12 protein-coding genes are annotated in these 17,214 nt (G+C 60.7%); all 12 read left to right on the forward strand.

What is annotated here, in order from left to right:
- Positions 1-24 precede the first annotated feature (24 nt).
- Positions 25-4,293, forward strand: coding sequence for a right-handed parallel beta-helix repeat-containing protein (locus WNY80_RS00005; RefSeq protein ID WP_342885287.1), 4,269 nt, complete (start codon positions 25-27; stop codon positions 4,291-4,293).
- Between the two features lie 150 nt (positions 4,294-4,443).
- Positions 4,444-5,634 carry a hypothetical protein gene (locus tag WNY80_RS00010; RefSeq protein WP_342885288.1) on the forward strand — a complete coding sequence of 397 codons (1,191 nt, stop codon included), beginning with the start codon at positions 4,444-4,446 and terminating at the stop codon, positions 5,632-5,634.
- 151 nt (positions 5,635-5,785) lie between these two features.
- Entirely contained in the window at positions 5,786-7,495 is a 1,710-nt protein-coding gene (locus tag WNY80_RS00015) for a hypothetical protein (protein ID WP_342885289.1), read from the forward strand.
- 110 nt (positions 7,496-7,605) lie between these two features.
- On the forward strand, positions 7,606-8,619 hold the full coding sequence (dgcN, locus tag WNY80_RS00020; protein WP_342885290.1) for an N-acetyltransferase DgcN: 1,014 nt from the start codon (positions 7,606-7,608) through the stop codon (positions 8,617-8,619).
- 237 nt (positions 8,620-8,856) lie between these two features.
- On the forward strand, positions 8,857-10,842 hold the full coding sequence (locus WNY80_RS00025; protein ID WP_342885291.1) for an AMP-binding protein: 1,986 nt from the start codon (positions 8,857-8,859) through the stop codon (positions 10,840-10,842).
- Positions 10,839-11,663 (forward strand): ABC transporter ATP-binding protein, encoded by an 825-nt coding sequence (locus WNY80_RS00030; RefSeq protein ID WP_342885292.1) that lies wholly within the window; start codon positions 10,839-10,841, stop codon positions 11,661-11,663. Before WNY80_RS00025 ends, WNY80_RS00030 begins: the two co-directional genes overlap by 4 nt.
- Positions 11,663-12,622 (forward strand): branched-chain amino acid ABC transporter permease, encoded by a 960-nt coding sequence (locus tag WNY80_RS00035; protein ID WP_342885293.1) that lies wholly within the window; start codon positions 11,663-11,665, stop codon positions 12,620-12,622. The genes WNY80_RS00030 and WNY80_RS00035 overlap by 1 nt, the downstream gene beginning before the upstream one ends.
- Positions 12,623-12,625: 3 nt before the next feature.
- Positions 12,626-13,003 carry a VOC family protein gene (locus WNY80_RS00040; RefSeq protein ID WP_342885294.1) on the forward strand — a complete coding sequence of 126 codons (378 nt, stop codon included), beginning with the start codon at positions 12,626-12,628 and terminating at the stop codon, positions 13,001-13,003.
- A complete protein-coding gene (locus WNY80_RS00045; protein ID WP_342885295.1) occupies positions 13,003-14,082 on the forward strand; it encodes a branched-chain amino acid ABC transporter permease in 1,080 nt (359 codons plus the stop codon). The genes WNY80_RS00040 and WNY80_RS00045 overlap by 1 nt, the downstream gene beginning before the upstream one ends.
- 152 nt (positions 14,083-14,234) lie before the next feature.
- The gene (locus WNY80_RS00050; RefSeq protein WP_342885296.1) at positions 14,235-15,554 is read left to right on the forward strand and encodes an ABC transporter substrate-binding protein; all 1,320 of its coding nucleotides are present in this window, start codon (positions 14,235-14,237) and stop codon (positions 15,552-15,554) included.
- A 95-nt stretch (positions 15,555-15,649) separates the two neighbouring features.
- Entirely contained in the window at positions 15,650-16,486 is an 837-nt protein-coding gene (locus WNY80_RS00055; protein ID WP_342886270.1) for an ABC transporter ATP-binding protein, read from the forward strand.
- Positions 16,487-16,610: 124 nt separating this feature from the next.
- Positions 16,611-17,213, forward strand: coding sequence for a TetR/AcrR family transcriptional regulator (locus WNY80_RS00060; RefSeq protein WP_342885297.1), 603 nt, complete (start codon positions 16,611-16,613; stop codon positions 17,211-17,213).
- The last annotated feature ends 1 nt before the right edge of the window (position 17,214 follow it).

Below are 17,214 nucleotides of genomic sequence, written 5' to 3' on the forward strand. Positions count from 1 at the left end.
CTTGCTCCGAACACGGAAATCGTCGTGTCGAGAGCGGAAGGCGGCAATCCTTCGGTTGTCATCTCCGAGCTCGACAATATCGACGATATCGACATCAACGGCATGGGCGGCACCGACAACATCATCATCTCGGGTGATTTTGCCGGAACCGATCTGGACCCGTCGACCATCACCATCGATGGTGGTGCGGCTGCGGATGTGGTTGATGCAACCGAACTGAGCAGCGACCACAAGGTCGTCTTCAATGGCGGCGCCGGCACCGACACGTTCATTGGTGCCAGGTCGGATGGCGCCGAGCTCATCCATGTCGAGACGGCGGCTGCCTACCAGGCACGTCTTGGCAGCTCGGCCGAAGCGCTCAACGCAGATACGGAATATGTTGTCTCCCGCTCGACGGATGGCGGAGCCACCTATTCGGTTGTCAGTGAACTGGACAATGTTGAAATCCTTGATATCGACGGCTCCGGTGGAGACGACGTCATCACGGTATCGAAGGCAACGGGCGGTCAGGACACCTATAGGGGCGGCAATGGTGCCGACACCCTGCGGATCGCGCTGACGCTTGATCAGGCGGCCAACGATGCATTGATCACAGCGATTGATGATTTGATTGCAGGCAGCACAACGACCGTGAACGCCGGTGGCTTCAACTTCACGGCCGAAGACTTCGAGACCATCGAGAAGGGTATTGCCGTCGGCGAGGTGTTCCTGCCGTTCGATACGGTCCTTGCTGCAAGTGCTGCAGCAAGCAACCACATCGATCTTGATGTCGAGTCTCATGCCGGCGGCGTGCCGACGGGCGACAATTACCTGGTGTTTGGCAAAGCCGGGCACAACACCCTTACCGGATCCGATGGAAATGACATTTTCGTCGGCAAGGGAGCCACGGATGACATGTTTGGCGGGGAAGGTGATGACACCTTCCTGGTTGGAACCGGAGGTGGCGTTGATATCTTCAATGGCGGCAACGGCACTGACCAGGTTCTGGCGGTAGAAGACAACGTCAATATCGGGATCGCAGGAACCTTCAACGGGGCCAATACGGTCGAGGAGATCAATGCCAACGGGTTCTCCGGCGTTGAAATTCATGGCAGCACTGGTGACGACGATCTTGATTTCACCAATACGACCCTGACCGGCATCGAGCGGATCTTTGGTGGTCACGGTGCTGATACCATCGTCGGGTCTGCCGGCGCCGACAATATCGACGGCAGCACCGGCAACGACATCCTTTCCGGTGGCCTTGGTGACGACATCATCACCGGTGGTTCCGGCGATGACACCATCATTTGGAATGCAGGCGATGGCCGTGACGTGGTGACCGGTGGTCTGGCATCAAACACCGACACGTTCGTCGCGAACGGTTCGGCTGCGGATGAAACCTTCTATGTCGAGACTGTGGCGGACTATAATGCCCGTCTCGGTGGAGCGGCTGAATCCCTTGCTCCGAACACGGAAATCGTCGTGTCGAGAGCGGAAGGCGGCAATCCTTCGGTTGTCATCTCCGAACTCGACAACATCGACGATATCGACATCAACGGGCTTGGCGGTACCGACAACTTCGTCATCTCCGGTGACTTTGCCGGAACCGACCTCGATCCGTCGACCATCACCATCAATGGCGGTGCGGATGCGGATGTGGTGGATGCGTCGGGCATCAGCAGCGGCCACCGTGTCGTGTTCAACGGCGGCGATGGCGATGATGTGTTCTATGCTGGATCCGGCAACGACACCTTCAACGGTGGCACGGGTAACGACCGGGTCGAACTCTCCGGCGACACCAATGACTATACGGTGACATACAATCCGGATGGGACCGTTACCTTCACGCACAAGACCACCGGAGCCGAAACGACGGTCACGGCAAGCGTGGAGAATGCCGGCTTCGAAACAGGCAGCGATGTCGCCATCGATCCGGTCCAGTTGATCAGTGGAGGTGTTGTTGTTGACAGCTATGCCACCATCGAGGCCGCGATTGCCGCTTCGGCAAGTGGCGACACGGTACGGATTGCGGCCGGCGAGTACACGCTTGCAGGACAGCTGAACATTGCACACTCGCTGACGATCATCGGTGCGGGTGAAGGCGATGTGACGATCAAGACTGCAAGCGCGAACTACGGCATTCACGTCACGGGTGACGATGTTCACATCAGCGACCTGACGCTGGACGCCTCGGCGACCACGTATTACGGCGTCAAGGTCGATCCGGGTTCGGGCGTTGAGGCGGACAATCTCACCGGCTTCCAGCTGGAAAATGTAACGGTTCAGGGTGCGGGGCGTTCGGAGATCGATCTGAACGGTGTCGACGATTCAAGCCTGACCAATGTGACGGCTGACGGCGTGGGTACCGCGGGCGTCGGTATCGCGCTGACGGACTCGACCGGCATCGAATTGACCGACATCACCACGACCGGAAACAACTGGGGTTCAATCGGCCTCTATTCGGCAGGCCGCGACTACGAGCCTGGCACCGGCGATGTGGCCTTCAAGGGCAGCTACACCCATGGTGAGGAAATCGGCGTCTATGCTGATGAAGAAGGTGTCACCTCGGTCGAGAACATCGACTTCAGCGCGATCTTCCCTGGCGGTGTCTATGCCGTCCAGAATGAAGCGCACCGGGATGGCAGCGATGGCCGTGGCGAGGACTTCACCTTCTTCTTCGGAAGCGAGGCGGATGCTGTTGCCTTCGCAATCACCCTTCAGGGTGGCGGTGCGAACACCGACTCGGTGATCACCGGTCCGCACGATCCGGTATCCGTTGATGCTGATCTGGGCACACCGCTCGCCAGCGGTTCAACCTTCATCGTGGCCGATGGCATGTCGATCCAGGAAGCGATCGAAAACGCATCGGACGGCGACACCATTCTTGTGAAGGCCGGCACCTACAATGAAAACCTGGTCATCGACAAGGCGGTGACGCTGATGTCAGCTGATGGTCCTGGTGCTGCCGTGATCGAGGGAACGCTTCTCGATGATCTGCACGTTCCGGCCGGAACGGGGCTCGACGAGTTCCTCGAGGCCAACCATCCTACAGGCTATTCGGCTGGCAACGGCATCGCAATCAACGCAAGCAATGTGACGCTGGACGGCTTCACGGTCACCGGCTACTCGGTCGGCGTTGCCCTTGGGTCTTCCACTGGCGTTTCGATCATCAACAACGTGTTCACCGACAATGTCGGCGGTATCCGCAAGGGAACGGGGTCGGATGTGACCAATGTCACCATCAACGGCAACACCTTCACCAACGGCCTTTACGGCATGAACATCTATGCCGCGTCGAACGAGAGCGGTGCGTTTGAGCGCGTGACGATGAACAACAATTCCTTCTCCGATCTTTCGGAAAAGGGAATGTACTTCGAGCAACTGTCGCATGCTGTCCTGACAGGCAATTCGTTCGACGGTGTCGGAAACTTTGGCCGGGTCTCGGATCCGTCGGCCAATAACCATGGCGAGTTCGGTCAGGCGATCGATATCAACCTGAAGTACGAAACCTACGAGGCTGTCAGCTTCGTCGATACGGTCATCACAAACTCGGGCCATTCCAACGGTGCGGGGGTGACCGGCGACTTCGGAGCAGCAATCGGCGTGAAAATCCGCGATGATGGTTCCTACAGTGGCAACCCGGGCTCGTTCAACGGCGCGATCGAGTTCCGCGGTGGCAGCATCGACGGCACCAGCACGGGCTTCCGTATCGGAGAACCCGGCAAGGACAACGACGGTCCGAATGTGCTGATCGACGGCGTGCTGATCGAGAATGCATCGGTAACCGATGTCGAGAATGCGACCGACCCGACAACCGGGGGCGTGACCACCATCAACATGGATCCGTTGCAAGGCACCTTCGACGGTTCAGCGTCCCAGGCGGAACTCGTCATCAATGGTTCGGACAATGATGACTTCATGTTCGGTGGCTCCGGCGACGACAGCCTGTTTGGCGGGCTCGGTGACGACATCCTCAATGGTGGCGCCGGTCACGATACCCTGACTGGCGGAGAGGGGGCGGATACCTTCGTCTTCGATGCAGACGCACTGAGCGGCGGCATTCAGGATCTGATCGCCGACTACGATATCGCCGAAGGCGATGTGGTGGATCTCTCGGCCCTGCTTGGCGACGAGACCGTCCCGAGCGACGGCGCCGGATATGTCCAGCTGAATGGGACCAGGACGATCCTGGGAGTGGACGCCGATGGCGGTGGAGCTTTTGTGGCAATTGCCGAATTCTCGACACCGCTGGGCACCGATGCGCTCAAGATCCTGGTTGATGATGACACGAACACGATCGTGACCATCTGATCCGGCATAAGCCGGCCCTGATCCGGAGCGGATCTGGGCCGGGCTTACGCAGCGGATTTCAAAATGCTACAGCGTCACGTCATGATTGATGTGGCGCTGTAGTGCTGTGGTACAGGTTGTTTCGGGGAAACGAGTGTTCGGGGTGTTGCTGTGACTAACGATGTGTCTGACAGGGCGGAAAATGCCGGACGGGGCTGGCTGAAGGGGGCGGTTCGCGCGCTGGCCCTGATGGCCTGTGCCGGTCTTGCCGGATGCCAGGCTTCAAGCCTGGGCGACGGCTTGCAGGCTTCGAAATCGAATGTTCCGGCGTTGAGCAGTTCGACCTATGGCAACGGGCAGGTGCTGGTCACCATGCTGCTGCCGACGGATGCGGCGCTGCGGAAGAAGGCCGCCGATATTGCCGACGGCGCCAAGCTGGCGCTGGACGACCTTGGCGCCGGGCAGCTCAGGATCGATTTCCAGGCGGGGAGCTCGACCTCCGGGCAGGCGGTGAGCAAGGTGAAGGCGGCAGCCGCTGCCGGAGCCAAGCTGATCATCGGGCCGGCGACGAACAAGGAAGTCACCCAGATCATTTCCGGCACCAGCCTTCCGCGGCCACCGATTCTGGCGCTGGTGCCGAACAACTCCGCCGGGGGCACGCATATCTGGCCGCTCTATGGCGATGCCATCGACAGCGCGCTCGAGGGCGTCGGCGTCGCGGTTGCGGCCAAGCAGAAGAACATCGTGGTGGTGCACGAGGCAGGCTTTCCCGCGGAAAACCTGTTGCGTCTGCGCGAAGGCATAAAGCTCAAGGGCGGCAACACCGTCGGCTTCGTGCCCTATCCGGCAAGCGGCATCAATCTGCGCGCCGCGTTTGCCAAGGGACAGGTGGTTTTCTCCAAGGCCAACACGATCGTGCTGCTGGGCGGCGGCAGGGCGATTGGCGAAGTGATCGACATCCTGGCGGCGGGCGAGTTCGGGCAGTCCATTGCCACGGCGATCGCTACCTCGCTGATACCCGAAGACATCTACAAGCGGCCATCGGCGCAGGGGCTGATGGTGGCGATTCCTTCAACCTCCGACGTTGACGTGATTGCCGAAAGGTTCAAGGCCAAATATGGCCGCAGCCCGAGCTACGATGCCGCGATCGGCTATGATTCGATTGCCATCGCCGCGGGGCTGGTGCGCTCGGGCGGGCCGGATGCGATCACGGTCGAAAACCTGACTTCGAGCCAGGGCTTCCGCGCCGCCACCGGACTGTTCCGGTTCCGGCCGGATGGCAGGATCGAGCGGCGGATGATCGTGCACCGCATCGAGAACGGCAGCCTGAAGGTGATCCAGGAAGAGGGCGAAGGGTTTTAAACCCCGCACCGGATCCTGCCGTTGCCGGCTTTCGGGCGGTCGGGGGCTTAGCGTCCGGGAGCTTGCCCTAAGGTTGCATCAGTCCGGCGATTGACCTTACTGCGTGATTGCGTCGAGTATCGCCGCAAACAGAATCAGGGCGGGACACAGAATGAGCATGGATCTGACCGACGGTGACGAAACGCGCGGACGCCGTGCGCTGACCTGGCTCTATCCGGTTCTGGTCGCCTTCGCGCTTGTGCTGGTCATCCTGCAGACGCTGCCGCTGGTGCTGCCGATCGGGCCGATGTACTGGGATGTTCTGGTTTATTACGATGCGATCGGCCGGATTGCACAAGGCCAATGGCCGGCGGTCGATTTCTTTGCGCCGGTCGGCCCGCTTGAGTATTTCCTGGCGGCTTTCTCCAACTTCTTGTTTCCGCAGGCGCAGCCGGTCTTGCTGACGCAGTGGATCTGGCTGCCGGTGACGGTGCCTGTGATGGCGCTGATCCTGTGGGATGTTGCCTCGCGCAGTGGCGGGCGTGCCGCTTTCTGGCTGCTGGTGCCGTGGATGCTGTTTACAGCGCTGCCCTACAATGTGGTGGATTTCTATCCCTATCCGGGGACCGATGCGTTCGGGATCTACAACAGGCACGGGGCGCAGCTGATGTATCTCGTCGCCGCAACCGTGCTGTTCGTGCGCGGGCCGGTGATACAGACGGTGCTGCTGAGTGTGCTGGTTCTGGCGCTGGCCTTCTGCAAGATCACTGCGTTCCTGGCCGCCGGCCCGGTCCTGCTGTTCGGTCTGGTGCTCGGGCGCATCCGGCTCGGGACCGCGATCACCACGGCACTGGTCTGTGTCGGTGTCACCGGTATCGCGGAGCTGACGACGGGGATGGTGGTGCCTTACGTGCAGGACATCATCGTGCTGGCGTCGCAGAACACCGGGGCACTGCTGCCGCGGTTCCTGACCGCGGCGTCGCTGCATTTCAACGTGTTCGGGGCCGGTGGCCTGCTGGCAATCGTTTTGCTTATTGCAACCCTTAGCGGCAACGCCGGTGCGAGGGCCCGGACCAGCGGAAGCGCAATCGCCCGGCTGATCGATGCAGACTGGTTCTGGGTCGGGCTGTTGCTGGTTTGCGGGCTGTTCTACGAGACGCAGAACACAGGTAGCCAAGCCTTCCTGCTTGTCTGGCCGGCGCTGCTGGCGATCTTGCTCAAACTGAAGACGGAGTATGGGCGCTACAAAACGGTGATCGTGGTGCTGATCGGCTTTACCGTGCTGCCCAATGTCAGCACGGTGCTGCACAAGGCGGCGCGGGCTATCGCCGTGGCGCCGGGATACATTCAGCTTGATGCGCCTGACCTGGGTCCGCTCGGGCGGGTGTCGGCCAAGGATGTTTTCGTCACGCGGGCAGAGCGCATCCGCCAGATCTACATCGATCGCCGCGAGACCTTCGAGGACATTGCCGCGCAAGGCATCCTGCCGTCTTTCCTGCTGTTCTCGGACCCGGACTACCAGTATCTGCTGCTGCAAGAGATGCAGGAGGCAGCGGAGGCGGTCAAGTCGCTGGAACTGAGAAGCAAGCGCCGGTTCGAGAGTGTCTTCAGTCTCGATTTCGCCAATCCGTTTCCGTATATTCTGAGAAGGAAGGGGGCCGAATTTGTATCCATCGGCGCCGATCCGAACAGGGCTGTTCCCGAGCTCGATCCGAAAACGCGCGATGCGGTGGCCCGGACCGATCTGGTGCTGGTGCCGACCTGTCCGGTGCACCATGCCAGGAACGTTCTGCTGGAGCATTATGCATCGGCTCTGACAGGGCATGAGCGGATCACGCTCACTCCCTGCTACGATGCCTTCATCCTTCCCCGCACCCAGTGAGCGGTGCGGGCTGCGGTTAAACCTGTGAAGAGGCAATTGCCATCTTGACGGTTACACACTGGCGCAGGACAGTGGGGGCCTGAAACCAATCCAAACGTCCGGAGTATGTGATGGTCATCGATCCGCCCTATCTGATTTTTCTTGGTGATGTGCCTGACGCGCTTGCGGCGAAGACCGGCCTGGGAATCGTCGACTGGCGTCCCGAGTGGTGCATCGGCCAGCTGCGCCTCGAAGGTTGCCAGGCGGATGCGAATATTCCCGATCTTTCGATCGAGGAGGCGGCAGCGCAGGGCGTGAAAACCATGGTGGTCGGCGCGGTCAATGCCGGCGGCGTGCTTCCCCAGCACTGGATCGCTTCGATTGTCGCAGCGCTTGATGCCGGTCTGAATGTGGCGACCGGGCTGCACACGCGGCTGGCCTCCATCCCCGAGATTGCACAAGCGGCAGCACGCAGCGGCGCAAAGCTGCATGACGTGCGGTTTTCGGACCAGCGGTTTGATACCGGCAAGGGGACGAAACGCCCCGGCCTGCGGTGCCTTACGGTCGGCACCGACTGTTCGGTGGGCAAGAAGTACACGGCGCTTGCCCTGGAACGCGAAATGCGGGAACGCGGAATGAAGGCGGATTTCCGCGCCACCGGGCAGACCGGTGTTTTCATTTCCGGCCGCGGTGCGGCGATTGATGCCGTGGCTGCGGATTTCATTTCCGGAGCGGTGGAATGGATCGCGCCGGCGGCAGAGCCTGATCATTGGGACCTGGTTGAAGGGCAGGGGTCTCTGTTTCATCCGAGCTTCGCCGGGGTGTCGCTCGGGCTGCTGCACGGGGCGCAAGCCGATGCCTTCGTGGTCTGCCACGAGCCGACCCGCACGACAATGCGCGGTGTCAAGCACGCCCTGCCGAGCATCCGCGAAGTGATCGACATGAACATTGCCTGCGGCCGGCTGACCAATCCGGACATCACATGCACGGGAATTGCGGTCAACACGCAGAAACTCGGAGAAGCCGAGGCCAAGTCGCTGCTTGCGGGGCTGGAGGCGGAATACGGCGTGCCTGCCACCGATCCTATCCGTTTCGGCGTGACCAGCCTGGTCGACCGGTTGGAAACGATCAGGGCAAAAGCATGAATACAGGCGAAAGTAGTACTTGCAACGGCGGCAAAGGCGAATAAGGTAAACGAGCGTTCATTTAATTGATGAGCGCTTCGGGATCAGGCGGCCAGAGGAGGGCGGCCGGTCCCCAAGCAAATACCACCGGCCTTGTCCGGTGCGAATGTGGCCACTGGGAACGGCCAATTGCATGGGGTGAGAGCCATGCGCCCGGACAAGGCGGCAAGCCGTCCGGACAGGGAGGAGAGTGGAGGAATGGAAGCCACAGGCGTGACCGCCGGCGGCAAGCCGGTTACGTTTCCGCAGTATTTGCTGCTGAACGCAAAGCGTTTTTCAGCGCGACCTGCGATGCGCATCAAGGACTACGGTATATGGCAGACTTGGACCTGGTCCGAGCAGCGTGACGAGATTCGCGATTTCGCACTTGGCCTGAAGGCCATGGGGCTGGTCGAGGGCGACCGCATCGCGATTGTCGGTTCCAACCGGCCGCGGCTTTACTGGGCGTTCTGCGCGGCGCAGTCGCTCAAGGCCATCCCGGTGCCTGTCTACGCGGACTCCGTTGCCGAAGAAATGGCCTATGTGCTGCATCACGCGGGTGTCCGGTTCGCCGTCGTCCAGGATCAGGAGCAGGTCGACAAGATCCAGTCGGTCAGTTCCGACATTCCGCAGTTGACCGACATCATCTTCGACGAGCCGCGGGGCCTGCGCGACTACGAGCGGGACCACCTGCATGACTTTGCCGATGTGCAGGAGAAGGGCCGCGAACTGGCAGCCGCCAATCCTTCGGCGATTTCCGACTGGGAGGCCGGGATCTGGGCATCCGATGGCAGCGAGATTTCGGCGATCCTGTACACGTCCGGCACCACCGGCCGTTCGAAGGGCGTGATGCTGACCGCCGCGGCGTCGGTGAAGGCTGCGGAAGACACCGCCAAGTTCGATAACATGACAGAGCAGGACGAGGTGCTTGCCTACCTGCCGCTGGCCTGGGTCGGCGATCATTATCTCAATTACGCACAAGGCTATGCGGTCGGGTTGTGCATGAGCTGTCCGGAAAGCCCGGACACGGTTGCGCAGAACCTGCGCGAGATCGGGCCAACCTTCTACTTTGCTCCGCCACGGGTGTTCGAGGGATTGCTGACCAGCGTGATGATCCGGATGGAAGACGCCAGCTCGTGGAAGAAATGGCTGTTCGATCACTATCTCAGTGTCGCCAAGGCCTATGGCGAGAAAATCCTGGAAGGCCGGCCGGTGCCGCTTTCGGGCCGGATTTCCTACTGGATCGGCGACAAGCTGATCTACGGGCCGCTGCGCAACGTGCTCGGCTTCACCCGGATCCGCACGGCCTATACCGCCGGTGAGGCGATCGGGCCGGACCTGTTCTCGTTCTTCCGTTCGCTGGGGATCAATCTCAAGCAACTCTACGGCCAGACCGAAGCTTTCCTCTATGTTACCGCCCAGAAGGATGGCGAAGTGCGCCCCGACACGGTGGGACCCGCGGCTCCGGACGTTGAGATCCGCATCGCTGAAAACGGCGAGGTCCAGTTCAAGTCTCCGGGCATGTTCGCCGGCTATTACGGCGACGAGGAGAAGACCAGGGAAGCGATGACACCGGATGGCTGGGTGATGACCGGTGACGCCGGCATCTTCGATGCCCAGGGGCACCTCAAGATCATCGACCGGGCCAAGGATGTCGGCAAGCTGACAACCGGTGCGCTCTATGCACCGAAATACATCGAGAACAAGCTCAAGTTTTTCCCCAACATCAAGGAGGCTGTGGCCTTCGGTGACGGACGGGATTTTGTCGCGGTGTTTCTCAACATCGACCTGACGGCGGTCGGCAACTGGGCCGAACGCAACAACATCTCCTACGGGTCCTACCAGGAACTGGCGGGGCTGCCTCAGGTCTACGAGATGATGACCAATCACATCAACCAGGTGAACCGCGATCTTGCTGCCGAGCCGATGATGGCAGGCGCGCAGATCAAGCGTTTCCTGGTGCTGCACAAGGAGCTCGATGCCGACGACGGAGAGCTGACCCGGACCCAGAAGGTGCGGCGCAGCTTCCTGGCGGAACGCTACGGCCCGCTGATCGAAGCGCTCTATAACGGGGCGGCAGAGCAGTACATTGAAACCGAAATGACATTCGAGGATGGCCGCAAGGGTGTGATCCGCGCCACGGTGAAGGTGGCGGACGCGGAAGTGCACCCGGTGTCGAACGCAATGCCGGAGGCAGCCGAATGAACGCACGGGTCCAACATGTCGAGCTTCACGCCGAGGATGACGGTCTCGATCCCGGCGACGTGATGCTGAAGGTGGAAAACGTGTCGCTGTCGTTTGGCGGCGTGAAGGCGATTTCCGACATTTCCTTCGATATCCGCAAGGGCGAAATCCGCGCCATCATCGGCCCGAACGGCGCCGGCAAGACTTCGATGCTGAATGTCATCAACGGCTTTTATCATCCGCAGGAAGGCGTGATCACGTTTCGCGGCCAGGCCCGGTCGCGGATGCAGCCCTATGAAGCTGCCGCCTCGGGCATTGCCCGGACGTTCCAGAACGTGGCGCTGTTCAAGGGCATGTCGACGCTCGACAACATCATGTCGGGGCGGACGCTGAAGATGCACAAGAACTTCTTCTGGCAGGTGCTCAATGTCGGGCCGGCGCGCAACGAGGAAATCGAGCACCGGCTCAAGGTCGAGGAGATCATCGATTTCCTCGAGATCCAGCATATCCGCAAGACCCCGGTGGGCAAGCTGCCCTACGGTCTGCAGAAGCGGGTCGAACTGGGCCGGGCGCTGGCCATGGAGCCGGACCTGTTGCTGCTCGATGAGCCGATGGCGGGCATGAACCTTGAGGAAAAAGAGGACATGAGCCGGTTCATTCTGGATGTGAACAACCAGATGGGCACGACCATCGCGCTGATCGAGCATGACATGGGCGTGGTGATGGATATTTCCGACCGGGTGGTGGTGCTTGATTACGGGCGCAAGATCGGCGACGGACCGCCGGAGGAAGTGAAGAACAACCAGGACGTCATCGACGCCTATCTGGGAGTGTCGCACTGATGGACTTTCTCTATTCAATTCTTGTCGACCCGTTCGTGCAGATGGTGGAGCTGCCCGACTTCTTCCTGCAGGTGCTGTGGGAAGGCTTTGTCGCGGGTGTTCTCTACGCCCTGATCGCACTTGGCTTCGTGCTGATCTTCAAGGCTTCGGGCGTGTTCAACTTCGCGCAGGGGATCATGGTGGTGTTTGCCGGGCTGACGCTGGTCGGCCTGCACGAGAAGGGTGTTCCGGCCTACCTGGCGCTGATCCTGACCATCGGCGTGATGGGAATCCTTGCACTGGCGGTGGAGCGGTTCGTGATGCGGCCGCTGGTCAACCAGCCGGATATCATCCTGCTGATGTCGACCATCGGCCTGACCTATTTCCTGGTCGGCTTCGGCGAGTTTGTCTTTGGCGGCGAACCCAAGCAGATGATTACCGAGGAACTGGGCCTTCCAACCGGATCGACAGCGTTCGAGATCGGCGATGGCGGGCTGCTGATCCTGCAGCATATCGATATCGCGGCGGCGGTGATTGCGCTGATCATGGTGGGCGCGCTGGCGCTGTTCTTCAACAAGACCCGGATCGGCCGGGCGCTGCGCGCGGTGGCCGACGACCACCAGGCGGCCTTGTCGGTGGGCATTTCGCTCAACCAGATCTGGGCCATCGTCTGGTTTGCCGCCGGTATCGTGGCGCTGACCACGGGGATCATGTGGGGCGCGCGCTCCGACGTGTCCTTCGCGCTCGAGATCATCGCCTTCAAGGCCCTGCCGGTGCTGATCCTTGGCGGCTTCACGTCGATCCCGGGCGCCATCGTTGGCGGGCTGATCATCGGTATCGGTGAAAAGGTAGGTGAAATCTACTGGGGCCCGCTGGTGGGCGGCGGTATCGAAAGCTGGCTTGCCTACATGATCGCGCTGATCTTCCTGCTGTTCAGGCCACAGGGCCTGTTTGGCGAACGAATTATCGAAAGGGTGTAAGCGATGCACAAGAGCAGACTTTCAGCCATCGTCGTCGACTGTCACACCGATCATATCGAGCAGGCGGCCGGGTTCTGGTCGCAACTGCTGGGACAGCCCTCGCATGTCGATGATGACGGCCACCGGGCCACCATCCTGGCCGCGGACAAGGGGGTGTCGCTGGTGATCGAGGCGGTTCACGATGAGGCGCGCATCCATTTCGACATCGAGACCGACGATCTTACCGCCGAAATACACCGCATCGAACAACTCGGTGGCCGCAAGGTCAGCGTGGTTGATCATTCGGTGATCATGGAAGCGCCGACCGGGCATCGGTTTCGTCTGACCGGCCCACACTCTCACGTGCTGCCGTCGAGCGGGAATGTCTGGGGAGACGAGTAATGCTGTACCGCGAATCTGGCCAGTACAAGACCAGTTACATTGCCGACCAGGCGATCTTTCCGATCAGGGAAGACCGGATCGGAATGGCCATCATCGGCTTGATCGCGCTGGTGATTCCGTTTGTGGCGAGCGACTTCTTTCTCAACGCCATCATGACGCCATTCCTGATCCTGGCGCTGGCCGCGATCGGTCTGAACATCCTGACCGGTTATGCCGGGCAGTTGTCGCTGGGTACAGGCGCCTTCATGGGTGTGGGCGCCTATAGCTGCTACAAGCTGACGTCGATCTTTCCAGAGACCAACATCATTATTCTGGTGCTGCTTTCGGGGCTGTTCTCCGCAGGCATCGGCGTGCTCTTCGGTCTGCCTTCGCTCAGGATCAAGGGGTTGTACCTCGCTGTGACGACGCTTGCGGCGCAGTTCTTTCTCGAATGGTGCTTCATCCGTATTCCGTGGCTCTACAACTACAACGCATCGGGCGCGATCGAAGTGCCGGAGCGGCGCGGCTTCGGAGATATCATCCTGACCGGCCCGTCGGCTTCACCGATGACCCAGTATTTCATCGTTCTGGGCATCGTCGTGGTGGTGACGCTTGCGGTGAAGAACATCGTGCGCGGCCGCATCGGCCGGCAGTGGATGATGATCCGCGACATGGACATCGCGGCCGAACTGATGGGCGTGCGGCCGTTGACGGCCAAGCTCTCGGCCTTTGCCGTGTCGTCCTATCTGTGCGGCGTCGCAGGGGCGATGTTCATCTTCTTCTATCTCGGTGCTGCCGAGCCGTCGGCGTTTTCCATCACCCTGTCATTCCAGATCCTGTTCATGGTCATTCTGGGCGGGCTTGGAAGTCTTGTCGGCTCGTTCTTCGGGGCTGCCTTCATCTGGGGCTTGCCGATCGTGTTGCGCGCCGGATTGCCCGCAATCGGCATCGGCATCGGCGCCGAGACCGTGTTTCACATCGCGACCATGATCGTGGGCGCTTTGATCATCTTTTTTCTCATTGTCGAACCGCACGGGCTGGCAAGGCTCTGGTCGCTCGGCAAGGAGAAACTGCGCGTCTGGCCGTTCCCTTACGGCTGACCAACTGGTGCTTCCCGGCGTGTCTGAGGAGACAGTCCGGGGAGGTTCCATAAACGACATTGTCCGGGCATGGGACCCGTCCGGACCAGACATGTCGGGAGGAATGGGGTCCCCGGACTGGCGCGGAAATCGCGCCTAATGGGAGGAATACAATGCGACTGAAATGTCTGATTGCCGGAACCGTTTTGGCCGGCACCATGGCGGGCGCAGCGCTGCCGGCCTTTGCCGCCGACGAGCTGCATGTGCCGCTGTTCAGCTACCGCACCGGCCCCTATGCCGGCTCGGGCATCCCGATTGCCAATGGCATGCACGACTACCTGACCATGCTCAACGAGCGTGACGGTGGCATCAACGGTGTCAAGATCCGGATTACCGAATGCGAAACAGGCTATGACACCCAGAAGGGTGTGGAATGCTACGAGCAGGTCAAGGGTGACGGCGCCCTGGTCATCAGCCCCTATTCGACCGGCATTACGCTGCAGGTGATCCCGAAGGCTTCGGTCGACAAGATCCCGGTTCTGTCAATGGCCTATGGTCTTTCGGCTGCGGCCGAAGGCAACACCTTCCCGTGGGTGTTCAACCCGCCGGACACATACTGGGACGGCGCATCTGCGATCGTCACCGATATCGCCCGTCGTGAAGGCGGTGCGGAAAACCTCAAGGGCAAGAAGATCGGTTACATCTTCCTTGATGCCGGTTATGGCCGCGAAGCCATTCCGTTGCTTGAGCAGATGTCCAGCGACATGGGCTTCGAGCTGTTGCAGTACCCGGTTGCCGGCAAGGAAATGCAGAACCAGTCGTCGCAGTGGCTCAATATCCGCCGCGACCGGCCCGACTACATGATCATGTGGGGCTGGGGCGCAATGAGCCCGACAGCCGTGAAGGAAGCCACCAAGATCCGCTATCCGATGGACAAGTTCTACGGTGTGTGGTGGTCCGGCGGCAATGACGATGCGGCTGCTGGCGGCGAAGCTGCCAAGGGTTACCGCACCCTCAACTTCCACGGTGTCGGATCCGACTATGGCGCGATCCAGGATATCAAGAAGTATGTTGTCGATGCGGGCAAGAGCGAAGTCGATCCGGCGAAATTTGCCGACAACCTCTACAACCGCGGTGTCTACAACTCGATGCTGATTGTCGAAGGTATCCGCAAGGCGCAGGAAATGACGGGCAAGACCGTGATTGATGCGGTCGACATGCGCGCCGGTCTTGAAAACCTCGACATCACCGAGGAACGCCTCAAGGAAATGGGCATGGAAGGCTTCGCACTGCCGATGAAGCTGTCTTGCGAAGACCATTCCGGTCACCACAAGGTCTATGTGGTCGAATGGGACGGCAAGGACTGGAAGAAGTCCGGCGAGTGGTTCTCCCCGGACGTCGAGATGGTCAAGCCACTGCTGAAGAAGGCCGCAGAAGAATATGCCGCGAGCAACGCGCCATGGCCTGAGCGGACTGAAGCTTGCGCTCAGTAATGCTCTGACGAACAACCGCCGCGCGGGACATGGTTGTCGCGCGCGGCGGGCAACCGCCTCTGCCACTAATTCCTGACCGGAGAGGGTCCATGACGATGTCCACTTCCGTATCAACCGATGCGACCGCACAGCCCAATATCCTGGCCGTGAACAATATCGAAGTGATCTATGATCACGTGATCCTTGTGCTCAAGGGTGTGTCGCTGGTGGTGCCGGAAGGCGGAATCGTGGCCCTGCTTGGTGCCAACGGCGCCGGCAAATCCACGACACTTAAGGCGATTTCCAACCTGCTGCGCTCCGAGCGCGGCGAGGTGACGAAGGGATCGATCGAGTTTGAAGGCCAGCGGGTCGAGGCGCAAACGGCCAATGAGCTTGTGCGCCGCGGCTGTATCCAGGTGATGGAAGGCCGGCATTGCTTCGGGCACCTGACGGTCGAGGAAAACCTGCTCACCGGTGCATTCACGCGGCGTGACGGAAACGCGGCGATCAAGCGCGACATCGAGATGGTCTATGACTATTTCCCGCGACTGAGGGAACGCCGGACCAGCCAGGCTGGCTACACATCCGGCGGCGAGCAGCAGATGACGGCGATCGGCCGGGCGCTGATGAGCCGTCCGAAGATGATCCTGCTCGACGAGCCGTCGATGGGGCTGGCGCCGCAGCTGCAGGAAGAAATCTTCGAGATCATCAAGAAGCTCAACGACCAGCAGGGCGTGTCCTTTCTGCTGGCCGAGCAGAACACCAATATCGCGCTGCGCTACGCGACCTATGGCTACATTCTCGAATCCGGACGCATCGTCATGGACGGGGTCGCCAAGGACCTGCGCGAGAACGAGGACGTCAAGGAATTCTATCTTGGCGTCGGCGGCGAGGGCCGCCGCTCGTTCAAGAACGTCAAGCACTACAAGCGGCGCAAGCGCTGGCTGGCCTGAGCGCGGACGACCACCCCTGGCCGCGGCGGCGGGGTGGCCGCTTTCGCAGAGGATGTCATCGGGGGCTTGCGGAAACATCCGGAAGACGATAAAATAAACGAACGTTCATTTAATTGTGTGAGCCATGGCGCGACGGGCGGGATCAAACGGGGCGGAAACAGCAGAGAAGCTGCGCAATGCGGCGCTCGAGCTGTTTGCGCGTTCCGGCTACGCCGCGGTTTCGATGCGGGCGATCGCGGCGGAAACCGGGGTGCAGGCCGGGGCCATCTACAATCATTTCCCGACCAAGCAGGATTTGCTCAACGACCTGCTCCATGTTCACATGGAAACGCTTCTGAAGTCGTGGGAAGAGGCGGAGCAGCCCGGGCTTGCCCCGCCTGAGGCGCTTGAGCTTTTTGTCCGGTTTCACATCCGCTACCACTTGGCCAAGTCGCGTGAGGTGTTCATCTCCTACATGGAGCTGCGCAGTCTCGAGGGCGAGAATTTCAGCGCCATCGAAGCGCTGCGGCGCAAATATGAAAGCTTCCCGCGCGCCATTCTGGAGCGTGGGGCAGGCGACGGTTCATTCGATATCATCGACCCGCAGGTCACCACCATGGCGATCATCGCCATGCTCAACGGCATGACCACCTGGTACCGCGACAACGGGCGCTTGTCGCTCGATGAAATCGAGGCGATCTATGTTCGTCTGGTGGCGCGGCTGGTGGGACAGAAGAAGGAAGACTGAA

The organism is Hoeflea sp. AS16, from assembly GCF_038900095.1.
Lineage (GTDB): Bacteria > Pseudomonadota > Alphaproteobacteria > Rhizobiales > Rhizobiaceae > Hoeflea.